This is a genomic window from Shinella agrisoli (assembly GCF_046557955.1).
In the GTDB taxonomy this organism is placed as follows: Bacteria; Pseudomonadota; Alphaproteobacteria; order Rhizobiales; family Rhizobiaceae; genus Shinella.
This window is the reverse complement of sequence record NZ_JBJIEP010000018.1, coordinates 84,440-108,088: the sequence shown is the minus strand read 5'-3', so window position 1 is coordinate 108,088 and position 23,649 is coordinate 84,440. Positions and strand designations below refer to the sequence as shown.

15 protein-coding genes are annotated in these 23,649 nt (G+C 65.3%); 6 read left to right on the top strand and 9 right to left on the bottom strand.

What is annotated here, in order from left to right:
• Positions 1-37: 37 nt before the first annotated feature.
• Positions 38-679, bottom strand: a complete 642-nt coding sequence (locus tag ACIIOY_RS19095; protein WP_411036260.1) for a carbonic anhydrase — start codon at positions 677-679, stop codon at positions 38-40.
• A 96-nt stretch (positions 680-775) separates the two neighbouring features.
• The gene (pdxY, locus tag ACIIOY_RS19090; RefSeq protein WP_411036259.1) at positions 776-1,651 is read right to left on the bottom strand and encodes a pyridoxal kinase PdxY; all 876 of its coding nucleotides are present in this window, start codon (positions 1,649-1,651) and stop codon (positions 776-778) included.
• 271 nt (positions 1,652-1,922) lie between these two features.
• Here pdxY and ACIIOY_RS19085 point away from each other — a divergent pair, with 271 nt between their 5' ends.
• Together ACIIOY_RS19085 and ACIIOY_RS19080 are read left to right on the top strand one after the other, a co-directional pair.
• Positions 1,923-6,704 carry an NAD-glutamate dehydrogenase gene (locus ACIIOY_RS19085; protein WP_411036258.1) on the top strand — a complete coding sequence of 1,594 codons (4,782 nt, stop codon included), beginning with the start codon at positions 1,923-1,925 and terminating at the stop codon, positions 6,702-6,704.
• Between the two features lie 85 nt (positions 6,705-6,789).
• Positions 6,790-8,181, top strand: coding sequence for an MFS transporter (locus ACIIOY_RS19080; RefSeq protein WP_411036257.1), 1,392 nt, complete (start codon positions 6,790-6,792; stop codon positions 8,179-8,181).
• A 32-nt stretch (positions 8,182-8,213) separates the two neighbouring features.
• Here ACIIOY_RS19080 and purH read toward each other — a convergent pair whose 3' ends face one another.
• From purH to htpX, 4 genes are all read right to left on the bottom strand, one after another.
• A complete protein-coding gene (purH, locus tag ACIIOY_RS19075; protein ID WP_411036256.1) occupies positions 8,214-9,824 on the bottom strand; it encodes a bifunctional phosphoribosylaminoimidazolecarboxamide formyltransferase/IMP cyclohydrolase in 1,611 nt (536 codons plus the stop codon).
• Between the two features lie 101 nt (positions 9,825-9,925).
• Positions 9,926-11,608 (bottom strand): heparinase II/III family protein, encoded by a 1,683-nt coding sequence (locus tag ACIIOY_RS19070; RefSeq protein ID WP_411036255.1) that lies wholly within the window; start codon positions 11,606-11,608, stop codon positions 9,926-9,928.
• 106 nt (positions 11,609-11,714) lie between these two features.
• Complete coding sequence (locus ACIIOY_RS19065; protein WP_411036254.1) at positions 11,715-13,070, bottom strand: RsmB/NOP family class I SAM-dependent RNA methyltransferase; 1,356 nt, start codon at positions 13,068-13,070, stop codon at positions 11,715-11,717.
• 44 nt (positions 13,071-13,114) lie between these two features.
• Positions 13,115-14,074 carry a zinc metalloprotease HtpX gene (gene htpX, locus ACIIOY_RS19060; RefSeq protein WP_411036253.1) on the bottom strand — a complete coding sequence of 320 codons (960 nt, stop codon included), beginning with the start codon at positions 14,072-14,074 and terminating at the stop codon, positions 13,115-13,117.
• 158 nt (positions 14,075-14,232) lie between these two features.
• Here htpX and ACIIOY_RS19055 point away from each other — a divergent pair, with 158 nt between their 5' ends.
• Positions 14,233-14,430, top strand: a complete 198-nt coding sequence (locus tag ACIIOY_RS19055) for a DUF1674 domain-containing protein (RefSeq protein WP_411036252.1) — start codon at positions 14,233-14,235, stop codon at positions 14,428-14,430.
• Positions 14,431-14,656: 226 nt separating this feature from the next.
• Here the strand turns inward: ACIIOY_RS19055 and acs are convergent, their stop codons facing one another.
• Entirely contained in the window at positions 14,657-16,612 is a 1,956-nt protein-coding gene (gene acs / locus ACIIOY_RS19050; protein ID WP_411036251.1) for an acetate--CoA ligase, read from the bottom strand.
• 228 nt (positions 16,613-16,840) lie between these two features.
• Between acs and ACIIOY_RS19045 the strand changes: the two genes are divergently transcribed.
• On the top strand, positions 16,841-17,542 hold the full coding sequence (locus tag ACIIOY_RS19045; protein WP_411036250.1) for a DUF1013 domain-containing protein: 702 nt from the start codon (positions 16,841-16,843) through the stop codon (positions 17,540-17,542).
• Positions 17,543-17,604: 62 nt separating this feature from the next.
• On the opposite strand, the gene ACIIOY_RS19040 is transcribed toward ACIIOY_RS19045, so the two are convergent.
• Positions 17,605-19,509 carry a propionyl-CoA synthetase gene (locus ACIIOY_RS19040; protein WP_411036249.1) on the bottom strand — a complete coding sequence of 635 codons (1,905 nt, stop codon included), beginning with the start codon at positions 19,507-19,509 and terminating at the stop codon, positions 17,605-17,607.
• A gap of 138 nt (positions 19,510-19,647) precedes the next feature.
• A complete protein-coding gene (locus ACIIOY_RS19035; RefSeq protein WP_411036248.1) occupies positions 19,648-20,307 on the bottom strand; it encodes a YggS family pyridoxal phosphate-dependent enzyme in 660 nt (219 codons plus the stop codon).
• Between the two features lie 195 nt (positions 20,308-20,502).
• Here ACIIOY_RS19035 and leuS point away from each other — a divergent pair, with 195 nt between their 5' ends.
• Both leuS and lptE read left to right on the top strand, forming a co-directional pair.
• The gene (gene leuS / locus ACIIOY_RS19030; protein ID WP_411036247.1) at positions 20,503-23,133 is read left to right on the top strand and encodes a leucine--tRNA ligase; all 2,631 of its coding nucleotides are present in this window, start codon (positions 20,503-20,505) and stop codon (positions 23,131-23,133) included.
• Positions 23,120-23,644: an LPS assembly lipoprotein LptE gene (gene lptE, locus ACIIOY_RS19025; protein ID WP_411036246.1), complete on the top strand. Its 525-nt coding sequence runs from the start codon at positions 23,120-23,122 to the stop codon at positions 23,642-23,644. Before leuS ends, lptE begins: the two co-directional genes overlap by 14 nt.
• Positions 23,645-23,649 lie beyond the last annotated feature (5 nt).

The following is a 23,649-nucleotide window of genomic DNA, read 5'->3' as shown; positions in this document are numbered from 1 at the left end:
TCAAGAAGAGCCTGGCGCGGGAAACCGCGCCGGGCTTTTATGCGCTCGGACGTTTGAAGTCGCCCGTCGCGGCGTCCATGATCCAGAGTTCCCCGGTCGAGATGTCGAACCAGGCGCCATGCAGCTGGAGGCGGCCCTTTTCCTCGAGGATGCGCACGCAGGGGAACGTCCTGAGATTGGCGATGGAATTGCGGATGGATACGCGCTCCAGCGCGCGCTGGCGCTCGGCCTGCGTGAGTATCTCCGCCCCCTGGATCTGCTCGGCGACGGGCTTGAGCATGCCCATCCACTTGCCGATGAAATCGCCGGGCGAGAGCGGCTCGGCATCCGGGTCCAGCGCCGCGGAAATGCCGCCGCAGCGGCCGTGGCCCATCACGAGGATATCGCTGACCTTCAGCGATTGCACGGCGAATTCGAGCGCGGCGGATGTCGCGTGGAATTGTCCGTCAGGCTCGTAGGGCGGAACGAGGTTCGCCACGTTGCGCACGACGAAAAGCTCGCCCGGCCCGCTGTCGAAGATCGTCTCCGGCGCAGCCCGGGAGTCGCAACAGGCAATCACGAGGGTCTTCGGTTTCTGGCCTGTCTCGGCCAGTGCCCTGTAGCGCGCCGATTGCTCGGCATAGCGGCCGGACATGAAATTGCGGTAGCCATTCAGAAGACGGTCGGGAAAGCGGTTCATGGTGTCGGAATACCCCGTGCGAGCGATCTACCGGATGAGGCCCCATCCGGCTTTGCATAAACCACTCCGAAAGGCACGGCGCAAGGCCGGATCTCGTCAAGGCCGCCGCGTCTGCGCGGGATGCATGAGGCGCCGCATATGCACCATGGCCATCGGGGTCGAGATGCTGGAGGCGTCCTGTTCCAGCGTCAGTTCGTCGGCGCCGCGCTTGGCGGTGCGCGCGACGATCTCGAAGACGCTCGCGGTTGCCGACAGGAGCGCCCGCTCTTCCGGCAGGCCTTCCATAAGCCGGGAGAGGAAGATGGCCGAGAGCAGGTCGCCGGTGCCGTTCGGCGGATTCGGCACGATGCGGTGCTCCGCAAGCAGGGCGCTGCGTCCGGAGAGGTAGAGATTGCCCGTGCTGCCGGCCATCAGCGGCAGGGAGGAGGTGACGAGAACGCGGGCCGGCCCGAGGGACAGCGCAGCCTCCATGATCGACGCGTTCGTCTCCAGCGGCGCACCGGCAAGCCAGGCAAGCTCGAACCGGTTCGGCGTCGCGATGGAAGCGAGGGGGATCAGGCCGTCGCGGATCGCCGCCGCCGTCTCTTCCGGAACGTAGAGGCCGCGCTCGTCGCCGCAGACGGGATCGCACATGTAGAGGAGCCCGGGATTTTCTGTGCGGAGGCTTTCGACCAGCCGCGCGACCGAGCGGGCCTGCGCCACGCTGCCGAGATAGCCGGACAATACCGCCTTCACCTCGCCGCGCCAGGGCGCGCGGATGAGATCGGAAATCATCGCATCGAAATCGTCCGCCGAAATCGCGACCCGCGTCGAACGGCCATGGCCCGGATGCCAGGGCAGGATGACGGTCGGCAGCGCCCAGACGGGATGACCGAGCGTCTCGAGCGCGAAGACGGCGGCGCGGTTGCCGACCGTGCCGCGCACCACATGGCTCGAAATCACGATGACCGTGCCCTTCTCGCTCTCGTTCATAGCCGGCTCCTTTCCGGCCGAGTGATGACAAGGGGGGTTGGTCCTGTCAACGCCGCGCCCCCGAATTGCCCCAAACAGAATGACGCAGATCGCAAGCGCGGCCGGCTTTGGGCTGCTTTTCGACGAGAAAAGACGATTTTCACGGCGAAACGACAGCGAAACTGACCTTGTCAGGACAAAATCGATTGAATTTTCTGGCGATTCCACAAATTTCGTCGCAGGTATTTTTTCTTCTGCTAACGTCCGGCCATCGGATTCGAGGGAGAATTCCATGGGTGCCAGGACCAACGTGAAACGAGAAAAACACATCGAGGCCGCAAAGGCCGCAGCCGCCGCCCTCGGCGCAAAGACGCTCGGGCCCGACATCCTCTTCGGGCGCGCCAGCAAGGACGACCTGGAACACTATACGGGCGAGATGCTGGCCGCCGCCGCCGCCCATGCCATGGCCGAAATCGAGGCCTGGGACGGTACGCAACCCCGCATCACCGTCACCACGCTGCCGGACGTGCGGCCCCAGGGCCAGCCGGTCTCCGTGCTCTCCGTCACCGACCGCAACCAGCCCTTCCTCTACGATTCGGTGATGGGCGAGGTGACGAGCACGCACCGCGACATCCACCTTGCGATCCATCCGATCCTGGTCGTGACGCCGGGCGAGATGCCGAAGCTCTTCTCGCCGGACGAGGAAAGCGACCCGGCGCACCGGGTCAGCCATATCGAGATCCATCTTTCCGAGCTCGCGCCGGCTGAGGCCGCCTCGCTCGCCGAGCGCATGAAGACCGTGCTCGACCAGGTCCATCTCGCCGTCGACGACTGGCCGGCCATGCTGGAAAAGCTCGACATCACCATGGCCGACATGGAGCGTTACGCCAAGGCCAAGCCCGGCAAGGACGAGGCACTCGCCTTCCTCAACTGGTTGCGCAGCAACAACTTCACCTTCCTCGGCATGCGGGAATACAGCTATTCCGGCAAGGGCGAGGCGGCCACGGTGGAACGCGGCGGCGAGGGCCTCGGCATCCTCTCCGATCCGGACGTGCGTGTGCTGCGCCTCGGCAAGGATGCCGTGACGACCACGCCGGAAATCCTCGAATTTCTCGAAGGACCGGATTTCCTGATCGTCACCAAGGCCAATGTGAAATCCGTCGTGCACCGCAGGGCCTATATGGATTATGTCGGCCTCAAGCGCTTCAACGAGAAGGGCAGGGTGATCGGCGAGCTGCGCATCGTCGGCCTTTTCACCTCCACCGCCTATACGCACGCCGCCGGCCAGATCCCGCTCCTGCGCTCCAAGGTGGAAGCCGTCATCGAGCATTTCGGCTACGACCCGAAGAGCCATTCCGGCAAGATGCTGATCAACACGCTGGAATCCTATCCGCGCGACGATCTTTTCCAGATCGACACCGGCCTGCTTTCCACCTTCTGCGAGCAGATCAACGAGCTTGCCGACCGGCCGCGCATCCGCGTGCTGCCGCGCATCGACCGGTTCGACCGCTTCGTCTCGGTCATCGTCTACGTGCCGCGCGAGCAGTACGATTCGGATGTGCGCGAGAAGATCGGCAATTACCTGAAGTCGGCTTACGACGGCCGGGTCTCGGCCTATTATCCGGCTTTCCCGGAGGGCGGCCTTGCCCGTGTGCACTTCATCATCGGCCGTTCCGGCGGCAAGACGCCGCGCATTCCGCAACCGAAGCTCGAACAGGCCGTGCGCGAGATCGCGACCCGCTGGACCGACCGCTTCGAAGCGCTCTCCAACGCCGACGGCGTGCGCCTCCTCACTGACCGCGGCTACCAGGAGGACTTCACGCCGGCCGAAGCCCATGCGGACCTTGCCCTCATCACCACCGCAACGCCGGAGAACCCGATCCGCATCGGCTTCTACCGCAAGGCCTGGAACACGGACCTAAGCACGGTCGAGCTGAAGATCTTCCATGCCGGCGAGCCCGTTTCGCTGTCGCGGCGCGTGCCGTTGCTCGAAAATCTCGGCTTCAACGTCATCAGCGAGCAGACGCACGACCTGACGCTGGCAAGCCTCGACGGCGAGCAGCGCCGCGTCATCCTGCACGACATGGAGCTCAAGCACCGCGACGGGCTGGAAGTCAACCTCGCCAAGCTGAGCCCGATGCTGGAGGAGGCCTTCCTCGCGGCCTGGCACGGCGAGGTGGACGACGATACGCTGAACCGTCTCATCCTGACCGCCGGGCTTTCCGCCCGCCAGATCATGGCGCTGCGCACCTATTCGCGCTACCTGCGCCAGACGGGCATCGCCTATTCGCAAGGCTACATCGCCGATACGCTGAACAAGTATCCAGGCATCGCCGCCGAGCTCTTCCGCCTGTTCGATGCTCGCCTCGATCCCAAACTCTCCGAGCGCCAGCACGAGAAGAAGTCGGCCGATGCCGCAGCGGCGATCGAGGAGGCGCTGGCGGCCGTGCCCAGCCTCGACGAGGACCGGATCCTGCGCCGCTACGTCAATGCCATCCAGTCGACGCTGCGCACCAACTACTTCCAGCGCGACGCAGACGGCAAGCCGCGCAAGACGCTGGCGATCAAGCTCGACCCGAAGCGGCTGGACGGCCTGCCGGAGCCGCGGCCCTTCCGCGAGATCTTCGTCTACGGCGCAGAGGTGGAAGGCGTCCACCTGCGCTTCGGCAAAGTGGCCCGCGGGGGCCTGCGCTGGTCCGACCGCGCGCAGGACTACCGCACGGAAGTGCTCGGCCTCGTCAAGGCGCAGCAGGTGAAGAACTCGGTCATCGTGCCGGTCGGCGCCAAGGGCGGCTTCTATCCGAAACAGCTGCCGGTCGGCGGCAGCCGCGAGGCCGTCTTCAAGGCCGGCACCGAGGCCTACAAGACCTATATCCGCACCCTGCTTTCCGTCACCGACAACATCGTCGGCCAGGACGTCGTGCCGCCGCCGGACACGGTGCGCCTCGACGGGGACGACCCCTATTTCGTGGTCGCCGCCGACAAGGGCACGGCGACCTTCTCCGACACGGCGAACGATCTCGCCCAGGAAGCCGGCTTCTGGCTCGACGACGCCTTCGCCTCCGGCGGCTCGGCCGGCTACGACCACAAGAAGATGGGCATCACCGCCCGCGGCGCCTGGGAAACCGTCAAGCGCCACTTCCGCGAGATGAACATCGACATCCAGAAGACGCCCTTCACGGTCGCCGGCGTCGGCGACATGTCGGGCGACGTCTTCGGCAACGGCATGCTGCTGTCGCGCAAGATCCGGCTCGTGGCGGCCTTCGACCACCGCGACATCTTCATCGATCCCAACCCGGACACCGATACGTCCTTCGCCGAGCGCCGCCGGCTGTTCAACCTGCCGCGCTCCAGCTGGCAGGACTACGATCGTTCCGTGCTCTCCAAGGGCGCAATGATCATTCCCCGCACGGAAAAATCCGTGACGCTGACGCCGGAAGCCATGGCCGTGATCGGCATCGACAAGGCCAAGGCTACCCCCTTCGAGATCATGACGGCGATCCTCAAGGCGCCGGTCGACCTGCTCTGGTTCGGCGGCATCGGCACCTATATCCGCGGCCAGAACGAGACGGATGCGGAAGTCGGCGACCGCGCCAATGATCCGATCCGCATCGTCGCGGACGATGTGCGCGCCAAGGTGATCGGCGAGGGCGCGAACCTCGGCGTCACCCAGCGCGGCCGCATCGCCTTCGCGCTGAAGGGCGGGCGCTGCAACTCCGACGCCATCGACAACTCGGCCGGCGTCAACTCGTCGGACGTCGAGGTCAACATCAAGATTGCGCTCGCCTCGGCCATGCGCGACGAGCGCCTGACCCGCGCCAAGCGCAACGTTCTGCTCGCTTCGATGACGGACGAGGTGGCCGGCCTCGTCCTGCGCAACAACTATCTGCAATCGCTGGCGATCTCGCTGACGGAAAAGCAGGGCACGGCCAACCGCGCGCCGCTGACGCGCCTGATGGACCGCCTGGAGGCGGCCGGGCAGCTCAACCGCAAGGTCGAGACCCTGCCGGACGACCGGACGATGGCCGAGCGCTACCAGGCCGGCAAGCCGCTGACGCGGCCGGAGATCGGCGTGCTGCTCTCCTATGCCAAGCTGGTACTCTTCGATGAACTGATCCGCACCGGCCTGCCGGACGAGCCCTATTTCGAACCGACCCTGATGAGCTACTTCCCCGCGAAGATGCAGAGGACCTATGCGGGCGACATCCGCTCGCATCGCCTGCGCCGCGAGATCATCGCGACGGTCCTCGCCAACGAGGTGATCAACCGGGGCGGGCCGGCCTTCGTCAATGCCCTGACCGACGGCACCGGCTTCGGTTCGGCGGATGCGGTGAAGGCCGCCATCATCGCCCGCGACGGCTACGGCCTTCCGGCGCTCTATGCCGGCGTCGATGCGCTGGACAACCAGGTCGCCGGTGCCGTGCAGAACGAGCTCTACGACGAGATCGGCCGCATCTACGCCTCCGTGACCGGCCTGCTGCTGACGACGGGCGCCGTTTCCGGCCCGATGGACCAGGCGGTGCACAAGCTCAGGCAGGCGCTGAAGCAGCTCCGCCCGAACCTTGCCACGCTGGTTTCGGAAGCGGCTGCCGACGAGGCCCGCCGCAAGGCCCATGCTTATGAGGACGAGGGCGTGCCCAGTGATCTGGCGGAGGAGATCGCCACGCTTTCCATGCTGACCTTCGTGCCGGAGGTCATGCTGATCGCGGGCGCGACCGGCGATTCGCTCGGCAAGACGGCGCAAACCTTCGCCGGTGTCAGCGCGGCGCTCAATATCGGCCGGCTGCTTTCGTCGGCTGGCCGCATCCCGACCGGCGATCTCTACGAGGCGCTCGCCCTGCAACGCAGCCTCACCGACATCGCCAATGCCCGCCGCGACCTCGCCAGCGCCGTCCTGACGCGCCACAAGGGCGACAAGACCCCGCTCGCCGCCTGGCAGCAGGCCGAGAAGGAACGGCTCGCCCGCGTCACGGCAAACCTCTCGGCGCTGACCGAAACGGGCGAGGCGACGCTCGCCAAGGTGAGCGTCGCCGCCGGCATCCTGAGCGACCTTGCACAGGAAAGGGCGAAGTGAGACAGTCCGCTGCCGGCTGACGGGATAGGGTTTCGTCAGCCGGCGGAAGACGGGCGCAGTCGTCGCCCCGCAACGAGGAGGGGCGATGACGGTTGTGACGGAAAGGCGGGATCCGCGCACGGGCCGTCTCGGCATAACGGGCTGGATGCTGTTCGACTGGGCGGCCCAACCCTTTTTCACGGTCATCACCACCTTCATCTTCGGCCCCTACCTGGTCTCGCGCCTCACCGAGGACCACGCCGCCGGCCAGGCGGCCTGGAGCTATACGCTGACCATTGCCGGCATCGTGATCGCTCTGCTGGCCCCCGTCATGGGCTCCATCGCCGATGCCTCCGGCGCGCGAAAGCCCTGGATCGCCGCCTTTGCCGTGGTGAAGATCCTGTCGCTCGCCGCCCTCTGGTGCGCCGAACCCGGCAGCAGCCTTCCCTTCGCCATGGCAATGGTCGTGCTTGCGACCGTCGCGGCCGAATTCTCCATCGTCTTCAACGATTCGATGATGCCCAGGCTCGTCAACCCGGCGGATGCCGGCCGCGTCTCCAACATCGCCTGGGGCCTCGGTTATCTCGGCGGCATGATCGTGCTGATCGCCGTCGTCGCCCTGCTATCCGCCAATCCGCAGACCGGCAGGACCGCCATCGGCATCGCGCCCCTCTTCGGACTGGATCCCGCGGCAGGCGAGGACGCGCGCATCACCGGGCCGATCTCGGCGCTGTGGTATCTCGTCTTCATCCTGCCGATGTTCTTCTTCACGCCGGACCAGAGCCGCGGCCTGCCGATTGCCGCCGCGGTGCGCGCCGGCTTTGCCGATCTTTCCGCCGCACTGCGCGACCTTCGCAGGAAGCCCGGCATCCTGCGCTTTCTCATCGCGCGCATGGTCTATCAGGATGGGGTCAACGGCCTGCTGGCGCTCGGCGGCACCTTCGCCGCCGGCATGTTCGCCTGGCAGACTTTCGAGCTCGGCATCTACGGCATCGTCCTCAATGTCGTGGCGATCGGCGGCTGCCTTTATGCCAGCCGGCTGGACAAGCGCCTCGGCTCGAAGACCGTCGTCGTGGCGAGCCTCGTCTGCCTTGCGATCGCGACGATCGGCATCGTCTCCACCGGTCCCGGCTTCACCCTGTTCGGCCTCGTTCCCCTACCGACCGCCGATTCCGGCGGGCTGTTCGGCACCGCGGCGGAAAAGGCCTATATCGTCTACGGCCTGCTGATCGGTCTTGCATTCGGCCCCGTCCAGGCCTCGGCCCGTTCCTACCTCGCCCAAAGCATCCATCCTGACGAGGCAGGCCGCTATTTCGGCCTCTACGCCCTTTCCGGCCGCGCCACATCCTTCCTCGCGCCGCTCTCCGTCGCACTCGTGACGACGGCGACGGGCTCCGCCCGCATCGGCATGATGGCGCTGATCGCCTTCCTCGTTGCCGGTTTGCTGCTTCTCCTGCGCACACCCTACCCGGCCGCCAGGATCGAGGTTGAAACGTAAAGCGCCCGCTTGCGGGGCGCTTCGAATCCGGCTCAGTGCCTGAAATGCCGCATGCCGGTGAAGACCATGGCGACACCGGCTTCGTCGGCCGCCGCGATGACCTCCGCATCCCGCATCGAGCCGCCCGGTTGGATGACGGCGGTGGCGCCGGCGGCGATCGCCGAAAGCAGGCCGTCCGCGAAGGGCAGGAAGGCCTCGGAGGCGACGGCCGAGCCGCGCGTCAACGGTTCGGCAAGGCCCATGGCCCTGGCGGCCTCCTCGGCCTTCAGGCCGGCGATGCGGGCGGAATCGACGCGGCTCATCTGGCCGGCGCCGATGCCGGCCGTCTGGCCGTCCTTGGCATAGACCACGGCATTCGACTTGACGTGCTTGGCGACCTTGAAGGCAAACTTCATGTCTTCCAGTTCCTGCGCGGTCGGCGCGCGCCTGGTGACGACCTTGAGTTCCAGGTCCTCGACCATGCCATTGTCGCGGCTCTGCACCAGGAGGCCGCCGGACACCGTTTTTGCCGAAAGGCCAGGCGCGCGCGGATCGGGCAGGGCGCCCGTCACGAGGAGGCGCAGGTTCGGCTTGCCGGCGATGACCGCGCGGGCCCTCTCATCCGCGTCCGGCGCGATGATGGCCTCGGTGAAGAGCTTGACGATCTCTTCCGCCGTCCCGCCGTCGAGCGTCGAATTGAGCGCGATGATTCCGCCGAAAGCGGAGACCGGGTCGCAGGCAAGCGCCCGCCGGTAGGCGTCCTTCAGCGTCCTGCCGGTAGCGACGCCGCACGGGTTGGCATGCTTGATGATCGCGCAGGCAGGACCGTTTTCCGGCAGAAACTCCGCGACAAGCTCGAAAGCCGCATCGGTGTCGTTGATATTGTTGTAGGAAAGCTGCTTGCCCTGCAGCAGCGTCGCGGTCGCCACGCCCGGACGGTTCTCGCCGGTGACGTAGAAACCCGCCTTCTGGTGCGGGTTCTCGCCGTAGCGCATCTCTTCCTTGAGGACGCCGCCAAGCACGCGGTGATGCGGCATCGCGATGTCCAGCGCTTCGGCGAACCAGTTGGAGATCGCCGCGTCATAGGCCGCCGTGCGGGCATAGGCCTTGGCCGCCATGCGCTGGCGGAAGGCGTAGGAGGTCGAGCCGCCGGCCATTTCCTCCAGCAGGGCAGGGTAGTCGGCAGGGTCCGTGACGATCGTCACATACGCATGGTTCTTGGCCGAGGCGCGGATCATCGCCGGGCCGCCGATGTCGATGTTTTCGACGGTGGTCGGATAATCGCCGCCCTTGGCGCGCACTTCCTCGAACGGATAGAGATTGATGACCGTGAGGTCGATCGCGCCGATGCCGTGCGCCTTCATCGCCTCGACATGCTCCGCATCGTCGCGGATCGCCAGGAGACCGCCATGGACCGACGGGTGCAGCGTCTTCACGCGGCCGTCCATGATCTCCGGAAAGCCCGTGACCTCGGAAACGTCCGTCACCTCAAGGCCGGCATCACGCAGCGCCTTGTGGGTTCCGCCCGTCGACAGCAGCCGCACGCCCTTTTCGGCCAGCGCCCGCGCGAGATCGACGATGCCGGCCTTGTCGGATACCGACAGCAGCGCGGTGCGCACGTCGACGCGATCGGGGGCAGGGATTTTCTTGGAAATGACGGCCATGGCACGCTCCGTTCTGACGGCCCGGAAGGAAGGGCCGGATGGGTCATGCGCCCCGTTATCACAGGCGCCCGCCCGAGAAAACCGCGAAACGCGGCGAATTCTCAGCGTTGCCTTGCCAGCGACCACTGGATTTCCGGCAGCTCGGCAAGCGGCATGGTGAGGGTGAGCTGGCGCGAGGCCCGCACGCCGGACGGATCGGCGAAGAAGACGTCTTCCTCTTCCTCGACGGGCACGTCGAGGCAGGTCAGCGCCCAGGCTTCGCCATCGGGCGCCACCAGCCGCGTCTCATTGGCGGAGGCGCGGTAAAGCTGGATGGCCGGATGGATATGGAAGCGCACCACCGCCGTACCCTTCTCAACCGGCCCGTCCGGATCGTTCGGCTTGAAGAAGCGCTCGCGGCCGCGGACTTCGCTGCCCGAGGCGGCAACGAGGATGTCGCGCTCGTAGATCAGGCCGAAGCGCTTCAGGTAGCCGTCATGGGTCGCCGTCACGCCATCGGCGCCGGAATCGCGCTCGGTGCGCGACACATTCACCTTGCTGACGCCGCCGATGATGATCGGCCCGAGAAAGCGGGAGGTCGAAACGCGCGACGACGAGGTGTCGTTCAGCGTCGCGACGGAATGGGCGGCCGTCGTGCGCGACATCTGCCGCAGGCTTTCACCGGCAAAACGCGGACGGCCGGAGTTGACGATGAAGCGGTTCTTGCCCGACGACATCTCGATGGAGAGCGTGCCCGCGGCCGCGGTGGAAGACAGGTCGACGGATTTCGGCAGCCCCGTGTCCATCAACACGACCGTCTCCTTCACCGCGAGACGGTCGTAGTTGATCGAGGGAAGGGCCTTGAAGGGCGCGCCGCCGGTTTCATCGTAGCGCAGTACCGACATCAATTCATTCGCCAGCGTGTAGGTGGCGCCGTTGAAGAGTGCCAGCTCGCCGCCCTGGTGCCGGAAGAAGCGCAGCGCCGGATAGATGCGGTCGATGCAGGGAATGAGCTGCGTCGGCATGTCGTGGCCGAGATTCACATAGGTCTGGCGCAGCGGTAAGAGGTCGAGCAGGAGGTCGAGCGCCGCCCGCGGGTTGCGCGAGCAATGGCCCCCGTCGGGCATGATCTGGCGGTCGAGCTCCTCGTCGAGATGGCGCGCGGCCTTGCGCATCTTGGATACGGAGGACGGCATGGCGATGGAGGCCATGGCCAGCGCGATGCGCACGCGCAGCCGCGGCTCGCCGTCCCGCGTCGTATCGGCCACATGGCGGAGATAGCGCACCTGGAAGGCGAGGCTCTTCAGGAAACGCCGGTAGAAGGGATAGTCGGCATCCCTCAGCACGACCGGCGAATGGGAGAGCCAGGCGATGATGCGCTGGGCGGTGACGTCCGGCCGCCAGGCAAGCCCGCCGATGACGCGCCCATGGCTCTGCAGCCAGTCGTCGACGATGAAACGGGCCGTGTGCGCCGCCTTTTCCGGATCGACAAGCCGCATATGGCGCAGCCATCCGAAGGAATGCAGCCGGACGGCGAATTCTTCCGAGGGAAGCTCCAGTGCGAAAGGCGATTCGTCCTCGCATTCGAGAATGCGGCCTGCCAGCGGAAAGCGGCCAGCCATGATTTCTTCGCCGGCGAAGGAATCGGCCGGGTGCAGGTCCGTCGGGGCGACGATCAGCCGGTCCGGCGTGCCGCCGGAAAAGCGCATGGCACTGATCCGGCCCAAGGCAAGCCTTCGCGAGAACCGGCGCCAACCCTCACGCATGTACAGATAGAGAAGCCGCTGCCTGTCGGAAAGCTGCATGATTAACGAACGCCTCCTGGCCTATAGGTAGGCCGAGGAGACAAGCGGCGTCAATTGACGGGCTGCGGCTGGGCTGTTGATGACGGCTGCAACATTTAGGATGGATTCAGCCGCCATTTATCAGCCGTATGGCATAAAAACCATCAAGGCCGCCGGCATGCGTGGCCGTCGCCTCCAGCATGGCCGGCGTGGTCCGGAACTCGCCGCGCGGCGAAATGGCCGCCTCAAGGCCCGGCCAGTCCGCCGGATCGACCGGCACGATCCGCCAGCCGGGGTTGTCGGCGAGCACGCGGGAAACCATCTCCTCGCCTTCGCTCGGATCGAGCGAGCAGTTGGAAAAGACCAGCTCGCCGCCGGGCCTTACCAGCGTCAGCGCGTGGCGAAGCAGGCGTTCCTGCAGGCGCGCGAGCTTTTCGATGTCCTCGGGCCCCTTGGTCCAAAGCACGTCGGGATGGCGCCTGATCGTGCCGGTCGAGGAGCAGGGCGCATCGAGCAGCACGGCATCGAACAGCTCGGCGGGTTTGTAGTCCGCCATGTTCGCCTCCACCGCCGTCGCCGCAAGGCCGAGACGATCAAGATTGGCGATGAGCCGTTTCAGACGGTTGCCGGATTGGTCGAGCGCCGTGACCGCCGCGCCAGCGAGCACCAGCTGCGCGGTCTTGCCGCCCGGCGCGGCACACAGATCGGCGACACGCTTTCCGGCGAGGTCGCCGAACAGTTTCGCGGGGATGCTGGCCGCCGCATCCTGCACCCACCATTCGCCCGCATCGAATCCTTCCAGCGCCGGAATGGCACCGGAGGCGGACGGCAGGCGGACGGAACCGGTCGGCAGGACGAGGCCGCCGAGCCGTTCGGCCCAGCCTTCCGGATCGGATTTGACGGTAAGGTCGATGGCGGACGGTTCCAGCAGCGATTCGGCGATGCGCGCCGCATGCGCCTTGCCATAGACGGCGGCAAGCCGCGCATGGAACCAGGCCGGAATGACGGAAACCGAATGGGTGGCCGTGAGATGGGAGGCCTTCTCGCGCGAGAGGCGCCGAAGGACGGCATTGGTGAGGCTGGCGAAGCGGCGGTTGCGCGGGTCGAGCTGCGCCTGCTCAACGGCAAGATCGACGGCGGAGTGGTCCGGCACATCGAGATAGAGGATCTGCGCGGCGGCAACCGTCAGGACGTGATGCAGCGCCCGCGCTCCCTCCGGCAAGGGCGTGCCGACCAGCGTATCGAGGATCGCATCGATGCGGGGCAGATGACGCAGCGCGGTATTGAGGATGGCGCGGACAAGGGCGCGGTCCGCGTCGTTGAGCTGCCGGTAGGCGGGGTTGCCGTTTTCGGGATCGAGCATGCCGTCGAGCGGCGTCTTGCGGTCGAGCACCGCGGCAAGGATCTTCGCGGCCGCCTGCCGGGCGCGCAGGCCCGGCTTCTCCGAATGGCCTGCGGCAACCTCCGGGGCCTTCTGCCCCATGCTGCCGCGATGTCGTTCCGGATGTGCTTTTCTTTTGCCGTCGCTCAAGACCAGGGACCCTTGGGTGGTTCGGAACCACCGCGTCCCCAGCCCGTCGTCGGAACGGAGCGCGATTTGCGCACCGGACTATCAGCCCGGACCGGTTCCGTCGAGCGTGCATGCATGCCGCGCGCCATTTCCTCGAGCGCGGCGATGCGGTTCTCCGTGTTCGGATGGGTGGAGAACAGGTTGTCCATGCGCTCGCCCGACAGCGGATTGATGATGAACATATGCGCCGTCGCCGGATTGTGCTCGGCGGCCTCGTTGGGGATACGGCCGGCCGCAACGGCGATTTTCTTCAGCGCCGAGGACAGCCAGAGCGGATTGCCGCAAATCTCGGCGCCGCGCCTGTCCGCGGAATATTCGCGCGTACGGCTGATCGCCATCTGCACCAGCATTGCGGCGAAGGGGGCGACGATCATCGCGATCAGCACGCCGATGAAGCCGAGCGGATTGTTGTTCTCGCGATTGCCGCCGAAGAACATGGCGAAATTGGCAAGCATCGAGATCGCGCCGGCGATCGTCGCCGTCAGCGTCATGGTCAGCGTGTCGCGGTTCTGGATATGGGCAAGCTCGTGCGCCATCACGCCTGCGACCTCCTCGTAGGTCAGCGTGTGCAGCAGGCCGGTCGAGGCGGCGACGGCGGCATTCTGCGGATTGCGGCCGGTCGCAAAGGCATTCGGCTGGTCGCTGTTGATGACGTAGACACGCGGCATGGGAAGGCTGGCGCGCTTGGCCAGGTCCCGCACGATGCCGTAATATTCCGGCGCCGAACGTTCATCGACCTCCTTGGCGCCGTACATGGACAGCACCATGCGGTCGGAGTTCCAGTAGGAGAAGAAGTTCATGGCGATCGCGACAAGAAGAGCGATCATCATGCCGCTCCTGCCGCCGATAAGCAGGCCCACGCCCATGAAAAGCGCCGTCATGACGGCGAGCAGCATGGCTGTGCGAACGATGTTCATGCGTTTCCGGCTCCTGTCTGGTCTCGTTGCCCGGTTTCTGCCCGTTGCTGTCAAGGGCATGTTTCACGTGAATCAACGCTTTCCACAGCGTGCTCACGCCTCTATATGATGGTAAGCCAAGAGGAATTCTTCAATATCAGGGAAGGATGCCGAATTTCATGCAAAGCGACAACGACAATCATTCCGATGGCCGGAAGGTGCTTCCACCCGCTGCCCTGCGCGCCCTTCGCGAAGCGGAGGAACGGCGCAAGGCCGCCCAGCCCGTCGAGCGGGCGCCGGAGATCGGCGGACGCGGCGGCGAGGATCCGGCCCGCTTCGGCGACTGGGAGATCAAGGGCCGCGCGATCGATTTCTGAGAGCGGGAATCCGGCTCCACAACACATGCGTTTTCGCCACGGCCCCGTTCCTTCTCTTTCGTCATGGTCGGGCTTGACCCGACCATCCATCCGCTGGCACGTCGTGCATGTGGATCCTCGGGTCAAGCCCGAGGATGACGAAGGAGGGGATGGATTACCTCAAATAACCCCCTAGAACGAAAACGGCGGCCATCGGCCGCCGTTTCGCTTTTGCTCGGGAAACCGGTCAGCCGGCCGCCTTGTTCTGCCGATTGGCGATCAGGTCGTCCACGACGGCCGGATCGGCGAGGGTGGACGTATCGCCGAGCGAGCCGAAGTCGTCCTCGGCGATCTTGCGCAGGATGCGGCGCATGATCTTGCCCGAGCGGGTCTTGGGCAGGCCGGGCGCGAACTGGATCTTGTCCGGCGTCGCGATGGGGCCGATCTCCTTGCGCACATGCTTGACGAGGTCCTGGCGGAGCGCATCCGTGCCTTCCTCGCCCGCCATCAGCGAGACGTAGCAATAGATGCCCTGGCCCTTGAGGCTGTGCGGATAGCCGACGACAGCCGCTTCCGAGACCAGGTGGTGCGAGACGAGAGCCGATTCGATTTCCGCCGTGCCGAGCCGGTGGCCGGAAATGTTTAGCACGTCGTCGACGCGGCCGGTGATCCAGTAGTAGCCGTCCTCGTCGCGCCGGCAGCCGTCGCCGGTAAAATACTTGCCCTTGTAGGTCGAGAAGTAGGTTTCCACGAAGCGCTTGTGGTCGCCGTAGACCGTGCGCATCTGGCCGGGCCAGCTGTCGACGATGCAGAGATTGCCGTCGGCGGGACCTTCGAGCACCTTGCCCTCGTTGTCGACGAGCTGCGGCTTGATGCCGAAGAAAGGCCGCGTCGCGGAGCCCGGCTTGAGGTCGGTGGCACCGGGCAGCGGCGAGATCAGGATGCCGCCCGTCTCCGTCTGCCACCAGGTATCGACGATCGGGCAGCGATCCTCGCCGACCACGTGATAGTACCATTCCCAGGCTTCCGGGTTGATGGGCTCGCCGACCGAGCCGAGCAGGCGGAGCGAGGTGCGCTCGGAGCGCTTCACGAAGTCGTCGCCGGCGCCCATCAGCGCGCGGATGGCCGTGGGCGCGGTGTAGAAGATGTTGACCTTGTGCTTGTCGACCACCTCCCAGAAGCGGCCGGCATCGGGGAAGTTCGGCACGCCCTCGAACATCAGCGTCGTCGCGCGGTTCGCGAGCGGCCCGTAGACGATATAGGAGTGGCCCGTCACCCAGCCGACATCGGCCGTGCACCAGTAGATGTCCCCGTCCTGGTAGTCGAAGACATATTTGTGCGTCATCGAGGCATAGACGAGATAACCGCCCGTCGTGTGCAGCACGCCTTTCGGCTTGCCCGTCGAGCCGGAGGTATAAAGGATGAAGAGCGGGTCTTCGGCCTTCATCTTTGCCGGCGGACAATCGCGCGGCACGGTCAGGACCTCCTGATGGTACCAGATGTCGCGGCCCGGCGCCCAGCCCGTCTTGCCGCCGGTGCGGCGCACGACCAGCACCTTGTTGACGATGACGAACTGCTTGGCGGCGATGTCGATGGCGATGTCGGTGTTTTCCTTGAGCGGGATCGGCTTGCCGCCGCGCACGCCCTCGTCGCAGGTGATCACGAAGGTCGATTCGCAGTCGACGATGCGGCCTGCCAGCGCATCCGGCGAGAAGCCGCCGAAGACCACGGAATGCACGGCGCCGATGCGCGCGCAGGCGAGCATGGCATAGGCCGCTTCCGGGATCATCGGCATGTAGATGGTGACACGGTCGCCCTTCTTGACGCCGTGCTTCTTCATGACGTTCGCCATGCGGCAGACGTGCTCGTAGAGCTCGTTATAGGTGATCTTCTTGTCGATGTACGGATTGTCGCCTTCCCAGATGATGGCGACCTGATCGCCGTGCGCCTTCAGGTGACGGTCGATGCAATTGTAGGAGACGTTGGTGATGCCGTCCTCGAACCACTTGATCGAGACCTTGCCGGAAAACGACGTGTTCTTGACCTTCGTATAGGGCTTGAACCAGTCGATCCGCATGCCGTGCTTGTCCCAGAAGCGGTCCGGGTTCTCCACGCTCTCGCGATACCATTTCTGATAGGTTTCGTTATCGATCAGCGCACGGCTTCTTGCGGATTTCAGGACCGGGTAGGTCTTTGCGGACATGGCTTCCTCCCTAGACTGCGCATGCGAGAGCCGATCTCCTCCGGTCCTCGCAATTCCTTGAGCATACATAACAGGTCAAAGTCTTCGGGCAATTAGACAAAAGGTCATTTGCGCTTGAAGAATTGCATTTCTGCGACAGTGAGGTTATAGAGGGCGCAATTCCCGGAACATAGTGGTTACACTCCACGGCCCGCGACACCGGCGCGGACGGACAGAAGGACTATATCCATGGCTCAACAGCTGCTTATGCCGAAGGCGACCGCGGTCTGGCTGGTCGACAATACGGCGCTGTCGTTCGACCAGATCGCCACATTCTGCAAACTGCACCCGCTCGAAGTGAAGGCCATCGCCGACGGTGAATCGGCCCAGGGCATCAAGGGCCTCGACCCGATCGCGACCGGCCAGCTTTCCCGCGAGGAAATCGCCCGCGCGGAAGCCAATCCGAACCACAAGCTGAAGCTTTCCGAGCCGAAGGTCCGCGTGCCGGAATCCAAGCGCAAGGGCCCGCGCTACACGCCGGTCTCCAAGCGCCAGGACCGGCCGAACGCCATTCTCTGGCTCGTGCGCAACCATCCGGAACTGAAGGATGCGCAGATCTCGCGTCTCGTCGGCACGACCAAATCGACGATCGAGCAGATCCGCGAACGCACGCACTGGAACTCGGCCAACCTGACGCCGATGGACCCGGTGACGCTGGGCCTCTGCTCGCAGATCGATCTCGACCTCGAAGTCGAACGCGCCTCGAAGGGCCGCCCGCTGCCCACGGCGGCAGAACTCGGCGCAACGCTCGAATCCGCGCAGGAGACGGAAAAGCTGCCCTACAGCACCGACCGCGAGGAGGAGAAGGAAATCGACGCCGACGCCGTCTTCGCCAAGCTCAAGTCGCTGAAATCGTCCACGCCGGACGACGACGAAGACGACCGCTTCTAAGCGGCATCCATTTCAGAAAAGGCCCGGTCCTCGCACCGGGCTTTTTCTTGCGCGCGAAACGGTCAGCCGATCCGGCGGCCTAACAGCGCCGATGCGATCTCATCGAGAATGGAAGGATCGTCGATCGTCGCCGGCATCTTCCATTCCTCGCGGTCGGCGATCTTCTGCATGGTGCCGCGCAGGATCTTTCCGGAACGGGTCTTCGGCAGGCGCTTCACGCAGATCGCCGTCTTGAAGGCCGCGACCGGGCCGATGCGCTCGCGCACAAGCCTCATCACTTCCTGCTCCACGAGGGATGATTCACGTGAAACACCGCTCTTCAGGACGAGGAAGCCGGCCGGCACCTGACCTTTCACCGCATCGGCGACGCCGATGACCGCGCATTCGGCAACGTCCGGATGGCTGGCGCAGACTTCCTCCATCGCCCCCGTCGAAAGACGGTGGCCGGCGACATTGATGATGTCATCCGTGCGCGCCATGACGAAAACGTAGCCGTCCTCATCGACATAGCCGGCATCCGCAGTCTTGTAATAGCCGGGAAACTCCGAAAGGCAGGCCGTCCGGAACCGCTCGTCGGCATTCCAGAACGTCGGCAGGCAGCCCGGAGGCAGCGGCAGCTTGATGGCGATGTTGCCGAGCGTGCCGGGTGGCACCTCGTGCCCGGCATCATCCAGCACGTGCAACTCGTAGCCCGGCATGGGTACGCTCGGCGACCCGTGCTTCACGGGCAGCCGGTCAAGGCCCAGCGGGTTGCCGACGATCGCCCAGCCCGTTTCCGTCTGCCACCAGTGATCGATCACCGGCACGCCGAGCACGTCCTCGGCCCAGTGGACCGTATCCGGATCGGCCCGCTCGCCGGCGAGGAACAACGCCCGCAGGCTGGACGTATCGTAGCGTTTCACGAGGGCACCCTCCGGATCCTCCTTGCGGATCGCCCTAAAGGCCGTCGGCGCCGTGAACAGCACGGAGACCTTGTATTCCTCGACGACCCGCCAGAAGGCGCCGGCATCCGGCGTGCCGACCGGCTTGCCCTCGTAGAGAACCGTCGTGCTGCCGTTCAGCAGCGGCGCATAGACGATATAGGAGTGGCCGACGACCCAGCCGATATCCGACGCCGCCCAGTAGACCTCGCCGGGCGCAACGCCATAGAGCGCGCGCATCGTCCAGGCGAGCGCCACCATGTGCCCGCCATTGTCGCGGATGACGCCCTTCGGCTGGCCGGTCGTGCCGGAGGTGTAGAGGATATAGAGCGGGTCGGTCGCGGCGAGCGCAGCGCAGGGCACCGTTCGCCCCGCAGCACGCGCCGCTTCAAGCGCAGGACCCAGATCCACATCGCGCCCGCCCCTGAGATCGGCCGCCAGCTCCGGCCGCTGCAGCACGAGGCACCGGTCCGGCTTGTGGCCGGCCAGCTCGATCGCGGCATCGAGCAGGGGCTTGTAGGCAACCACCCGGCTGGGCTCGATGCCGCAGCTTGCCGAGACGACGACCTTGGCCTTCGAATCGTCGATGCGTGCCGCCAGCTCGCTTGCCGCGAATCCGCCGAAGACGACGGAATGAATGGCACCGATGCGCGCGCAGGCGAGCATGGCGAAAATCGCCTCCGGGATCATCGGCATGTAGAGGATGACACGGTCGCCCTTCTCGACGCCGTGATCGACAAGCACGGCCGCCATGGCATTCACATTCGCCAGCAACTCGCCATAGGTGAAGCGTGCCTTGCGGCCGGTCACGGGGCTGTCGTAGATCAGCGCCGCCTGATCGCCGCGCCCGGCCGCCACGTGCCGATCGACGCAGTTGTGGCAGGTATTGCCGGCCGCGTCGGGAAACCAGCGCCCGTAGACGCCCTGTGCCTCATCGAAGATTTCCGTCGGCTCCGTGAACCATTCGATCGCTCTCGCGACCTCGGCCCAATGACCCGTGGGGTCATTTTTCCAGGCGCGATAGATCTCGGCATAGGTCCTGTGCATCGCTTCCTCCCGCCATGCCCGGCTGCCAGGCAGCCGGTTCCTCCAGATGGAGAATAGGAGAGGGCGCTCTTTCCGCAAAGCCAGACGAAAGCCTGAGACGGCGCGGCCGGTCCTTGCGCTTCATCAAATGGAAGCGTTTCAGCGCGAACCGAAGATCGCCGAACCGACCCGCACGCTGGTGGCGCCGAAGCCGATGGCGACATCGTAATCGCCGGACATGCCCATCGAGAGCTTGTCGAGATTGCACCGTTCGGCAAGCTTGGCGAGCAGAGCGAAATGGGGGCCGGGATTCTCATCCGCCGGCGGAATGCACATCAGTCCCTCGATGACGAGGCCGAGTTCCTCTCGGCAGAAGGAAACGAAGGCGACCGTATCGTCCGGCGCGACTCCCGCCTTCTGCGGCTCCAGCCCGGTATTGACCTGGACATAGAGCCGCAGCGCGCGACCCTGCCGGGCCATTTCTGCGGCGATCGCCCGGGCGATCTTCTCCCGGTCCACGGTTTCGATGACGTCGAAGAGCGCCACCGCCTCGGCCGTCTTGTTGGATTGCAAGGGGCCGATCAGGTGAAGCTCGATACCTGCCGTCTCCGCACGCAGCGCGGGCCATTTGCCCTGCGCTTCCTGCACGCGGTTCTCGCCGAAGACACGCTGGCCGGCCGCGATCGCCGGGCGAATCGCCTGCGCATCGAAGGTCTTCGACACTGCGACGAGCGTAACCGATTCAGGGCGGCGCCCGGCCTCGGCGGCAGCCTTGCGCATCCGGTTGCGAACGTCCTCGAGACGGTCTTGCAGCTCCATGATCACATTCTCCATCCGCATATCGTCCCGGACCTAGCGAAATCGGCGCGGCTTGCCAAGCATAGGCTCGCCTGGCCCCGCGCGGAGCCGGAAAACTTGACGCTTCGGCGGTTTCATGATGAAGGTCTCGGCACCATATTCGCATGGGCCGACCGCCCGCCAAAACGTCCAAAAGACTTCCGGAACATCAAAGACATGGCCACCGAACGCTACAATCCGCGCGATGCCGAACCCCGCTGGCAGGCAAAATGGAACGAGGAGAACGTCTTTCTCACGAAGAACGACGACCCGCGCGAGAAGTACTACGTCCTCGAGATGTTCCCCTATCCCTCGGGCCGCATCCACATGGGCCATGTGCGCAACTACACGCTGGGCGACGTCGTGGCGCGCTACAAGCGCGCCAGGGGCTTCAACGTGCTGCATCCGATCGGCTGGGACGCCTTCGGCCTGCCGGCCGAGAACGCCGCGCGTGACAACAAGGTCAACCCGCGCGACTGGACCTACGCCAACATCGCCACGATGAAGGGCCAGTTGAAGACCATGGGCCTGTCATGGGACTGGTCGCGTGAGTTCGCCACCTGCGATCCGTCCTATTACAAACACCAGCAGAAGATGTTCCTCGACTTCTGGAAGGCGGGCCTTGCCGAGCGCAGACCGGCCAAGGTCAACTGGGACCCGGTCGACATGACCGTGCTCGCCAACGAACAGGTCATCGACGGCAAGGGCTGGCGCTCGGGCGCGCCGGTCGAGCAGCGCGACCTCACGCAATGGTTCTTCAGGATCACCGATTTCAGCGAAGACCTGCTGGCAGGTCTCGATACGCTCGACCAGTGGCCGGAAAAGGTCCGCCTGATGCAGAAGAACTGGATCGGCAGGTCGGAAGGCCTGCAGGTCCGCTTCGCGCTCGACGGGAAAACCGCGCCGGAGGGCTTTTCGGAAGTCGAGGTCTATACGACGCGGCCCGACACGCTGTTCGGCGCGTCCTTCGTCGCCATATCCGCCGATCATCCGCTGGCGAAGAAGCTGGCGGAAGGCAATGAGGCGCTGACGGACTTCATCGACGAATGCCATCACCACGGCACGTCGCTGGCCGCGCTCGAAACCGCCGAGAAGAAGGGGGTCGACACCGGCGTCAGGGTGAAGCATCCGTTCGACCCGGACTGGGAGCTGCCGCTTTACGTCGCCAATTTCGTGCTGATGGACTATGGCACGGGCGCGGTGTTCGGCTGCCCGGCGCATGACCAGCGCGACCTCGATTTCGCCAACAAATACGGCCTCAAGGTTACGCCCGTCGTCCTGCCCAAGGGCGAGGACGCGGCGACGTTCAGCATCGGCGAGGAAGCCTATACCGACGACGGCGTGATGATCAATTCGCGCTTCCTCGATGGCATGACGCCGGACGCGGCCTTCGACGAGGTGGCCAGGCGCCTCGAAGCGGCCGATCTCGACGGCCGCCCGCAGGCGGTGCGCAAGGTACAGTTCCGCCTGCGCGACTGGCTGATCTCGCGCCAGAGATGCTGGGGCGCGCCGATACCGGTGATCTATTGCGAGACCTGTGGTGCGGTGCCCGTGCCCGTCGAGCAGTTACCGGTCGAACTGCCGCACGACCTGTCCTTCGAAAAGCCAGGCAACCCGCTCGACCACCATCCGACATGGAAGCACGTCGCCTGCCCGGAATGCGGCGGAAACGCCCGGCGGGAAACGGACACGATGGACACTTTCGTCGATTCGTCCTGGTATTTCGCACGCTTCACCGCACCTTGGGAGAACGATCCGACGGACCCGGCCGCCGCCAATGCCTGGCTGCCGGTCGACCAGTATATCGGCGGCATCGAGCACGCGATCCTGCACCTGCTCTATTCGCGCTTCTTCACCCGCGCTATGCAGGTCTCGGGCCATCTCGACCTCAAGGAGCCGTTCAAGGGCCTCTTCACCCAGGGCATGGTGGTGCACGAAACCTACAGCCGCGGCGAAGGGGCCAGGCGCGAGTGGGTCACACCCGCCGAGATCCGCATCGAGGAAGTTGACGGCAAGCGCCGCGCGGTTCACCTCGAATCCGGCGAAGAAATCGCCATCGGCTCGATCGAGAAGATGTCGAAGTCGAAGAAGAATGTCGTAGACCCGGACGACATCATCGCCTCCTACGGTGCCGATACCGCGCGCTTCTTCGTGCTCTCCGATTCTCCGCCGGACCGTGATGTCATCTGGTCGGAAGCCGGCGTCGAAGGCGCACACCGCTTCATCCAGCGCGTCTGGCGTCTCGTCGCGGAAGCCGCGCCGGCGCTGAAGGCCGTCGAAAGCCGCCCGGGCACGGAAGGCGACGCGCTCGCCGTTTCTCAGGTCGCGCACAAGACGCTGAAGGCCGTGCAGACCGACTACGACAAGCTCGCCTTCAACAAGGCCGTTGCCCGCATCTACGAATTCGTCAACGCCCTGGCCGCGCCGCTGACGCTGGCCGCGAGCGGCAAGGCGTCGCCCGAGCTCGCCTCGGCGCTGCGTGAGGCCGTCGAGATCCTGGTGCGCATCGTGGCGCCCATGACGCCGCATCTTTCGGAAGAATGCTGGCGCGAGATCGGCGGCGAGGGCCTCGTTGCCACGTCCGCATGGCCGGTCTACGAGGAACGCCTCGTCGCCGAGAACGAGATAACGTTGCCGGTGCAGATCAACGGCAAGAAGCGCGCGGATTTGACAATCGCCCGCGACGCAGACCAGAGTGCGGTCGAAGAGGCCGTGCTCGCGCTCGAAGCGGTCCAGGCCGTGCTGGGCGGCCAGCATCCCAAGAAGATCATCGTCGTACCGCAGAGGATCGTGAATGTTGTTGTCTGACGGAACCGGCCTCTCGCGGCTTGTCAAAGCGCTTGCCGGCATTGCTCTTGCCGGCGCGCTCGCCGGTTGCCAGGTGCGCCCGCTTTATTCCACCCCGAGCGGCACGGAAGGCAAGATCGCCTCGGTCTCCATCTCCGAAGCGGGCGATCGCGTGGAACAGCAGGTCCGCAACGACCTGATCTTCCTCTTCACTGGCGGCGCCGGCGAACCGCAGAACGCGACCTATCATCTTGAAATGGACGTAAGCGTGCGGGTCGTCGGCGTGCTGAACGACGTCTCGACGGATACGATGCGCGCTGGCCGGGTCATCGTTTCGGCGGATTACAACCTTACCCAATCGGACTCCGGCGAAACGCTGGCGTCCGGCAAGCGCACCGCGGCGGCCATGGTCGACTTTCCGGCCCAGGAATTCGCAAAGCTTCGCGCGATACGCGATGCGGAAAACCGGGCCGCCCGCGAAGTTGCGGAGCTGATCCGCGCGGATGTCGCATCGGCGCTCAGCCGTCGCTGAGCCGG

What these genes read in the sequence shown, in the direction of transcription:
- htpX (WP_411036253.1), bottom strand. Translation starts at nt 14,074, where the DNA reads ATGAACATCGTTCGCACAGCCATGCTGCTCGCCGTCATGACGGCGCTT.
- lptE (WP_411036246.1), top strand. Translation starts at nt 23,120, where the DNA reads ATGTTGTTGTCTGACGGAACCGGCCTCTCGCGGCTTGTCAAAGCGCTT.
- ACIIOY_RS19080 (WP_411036257.1), top strand. Translation starts at nt 6,790, where the DNA reads ATGACGGTTGTGACGGAAAGGCGGGATCCGCGCACGGGCCGTCTCGGC.
- pdxY (WP_411036259.1), bottom strand. Translation starts at nt 1,651, where the DNA reads ATGAACGAGAGCGAGAAGGGCACGGTCATCGTGATTTCGAGCCATGTG.
- ACIIOY_RS19065 (WP_411036254.1), bottom strand. Translation starts at nt 13,070, where the DNA reads ATGGGGCAGAAGGCCCCGGAGGTTGCCGCAGGCCATTCGGAGAAGCCG.
- purH (WP_411036256.1), bottom strand. Translation starts at nt 9,824, where the DNA reads ATGGCCGTCATTTCCAAGAAAATCCCTGCCCCCGATCGCGTCGACGTG.
- acs (WP_411036251.1), bottom strand. Translation starts at nt 16,612, where the DNA reads ATGTCCGCAAAGACCTACCCGGTCCTGAAATCCGCAAGAAGCCGTGCG.
- leuS (WP_411036247.1), top strand. Translation starts at nt 20,503, where the DNA reads ATGGCCACCGAACGCTACAATCCGCGCGATGCCGAACCCCGCTGGCAG.
- ACIIOY_RS19045 (WP_411036250.1), top strand. Translation starts at nt 16,841, where the DNA reads ATGGCTCAACAGCTGCTTATGCCGAAGGCGACCGCGGTCTGGCTGGTC.
- ACIIOY_RS19035 (WP_411036248.1), bottom strand. Translation starts at nt 20,307, where the DNA reads ATGGAGCTGCAAGACCGTCTCGAGGACGTTCGCAACCGGATGCGCAAG.
- ACIIOY_RS19095 (WP_411036260.1), bottom strand. Translation starts at nt 679, where the DNA reads ATGAACCGCTTTCCCGACCGTCTTCTGAATGGCTACCGCAATTTCATG.
- ACIIOY_RS19085 (WP_411036258.1), top strand. Translation starts at nt 1,923, where the DNA reads ATGGGTGCCAGGACCAACGTGAAACGAGAAAAACACATCGAGGCCGCA.
- ACIIOY_RS19055 (WP_411036252.1), top strand. Translation starts at nt 14,233, where the DNA reads ATGCAAAGCGACAACGACAATCATTCCGATGGCCGGAAGGTGCTTCCA.
- ACIIOY_RS19070 (WP_411036255.1), bottom strand. Translation starts at nt 11,608, where the DNA reads ATGCAGCTTTCCGACAGGCAGCGGCTTCTCTATCTGTACATGCGTGAG.
- ACIIOY_RS19040 (WP_411036249.1), bottom strand. Translation starts at nt 19,509, where the DNA reads ATGCACAGGACCTATGCCGAGATCTATCGCGCCTGGAAAAATGACCCC.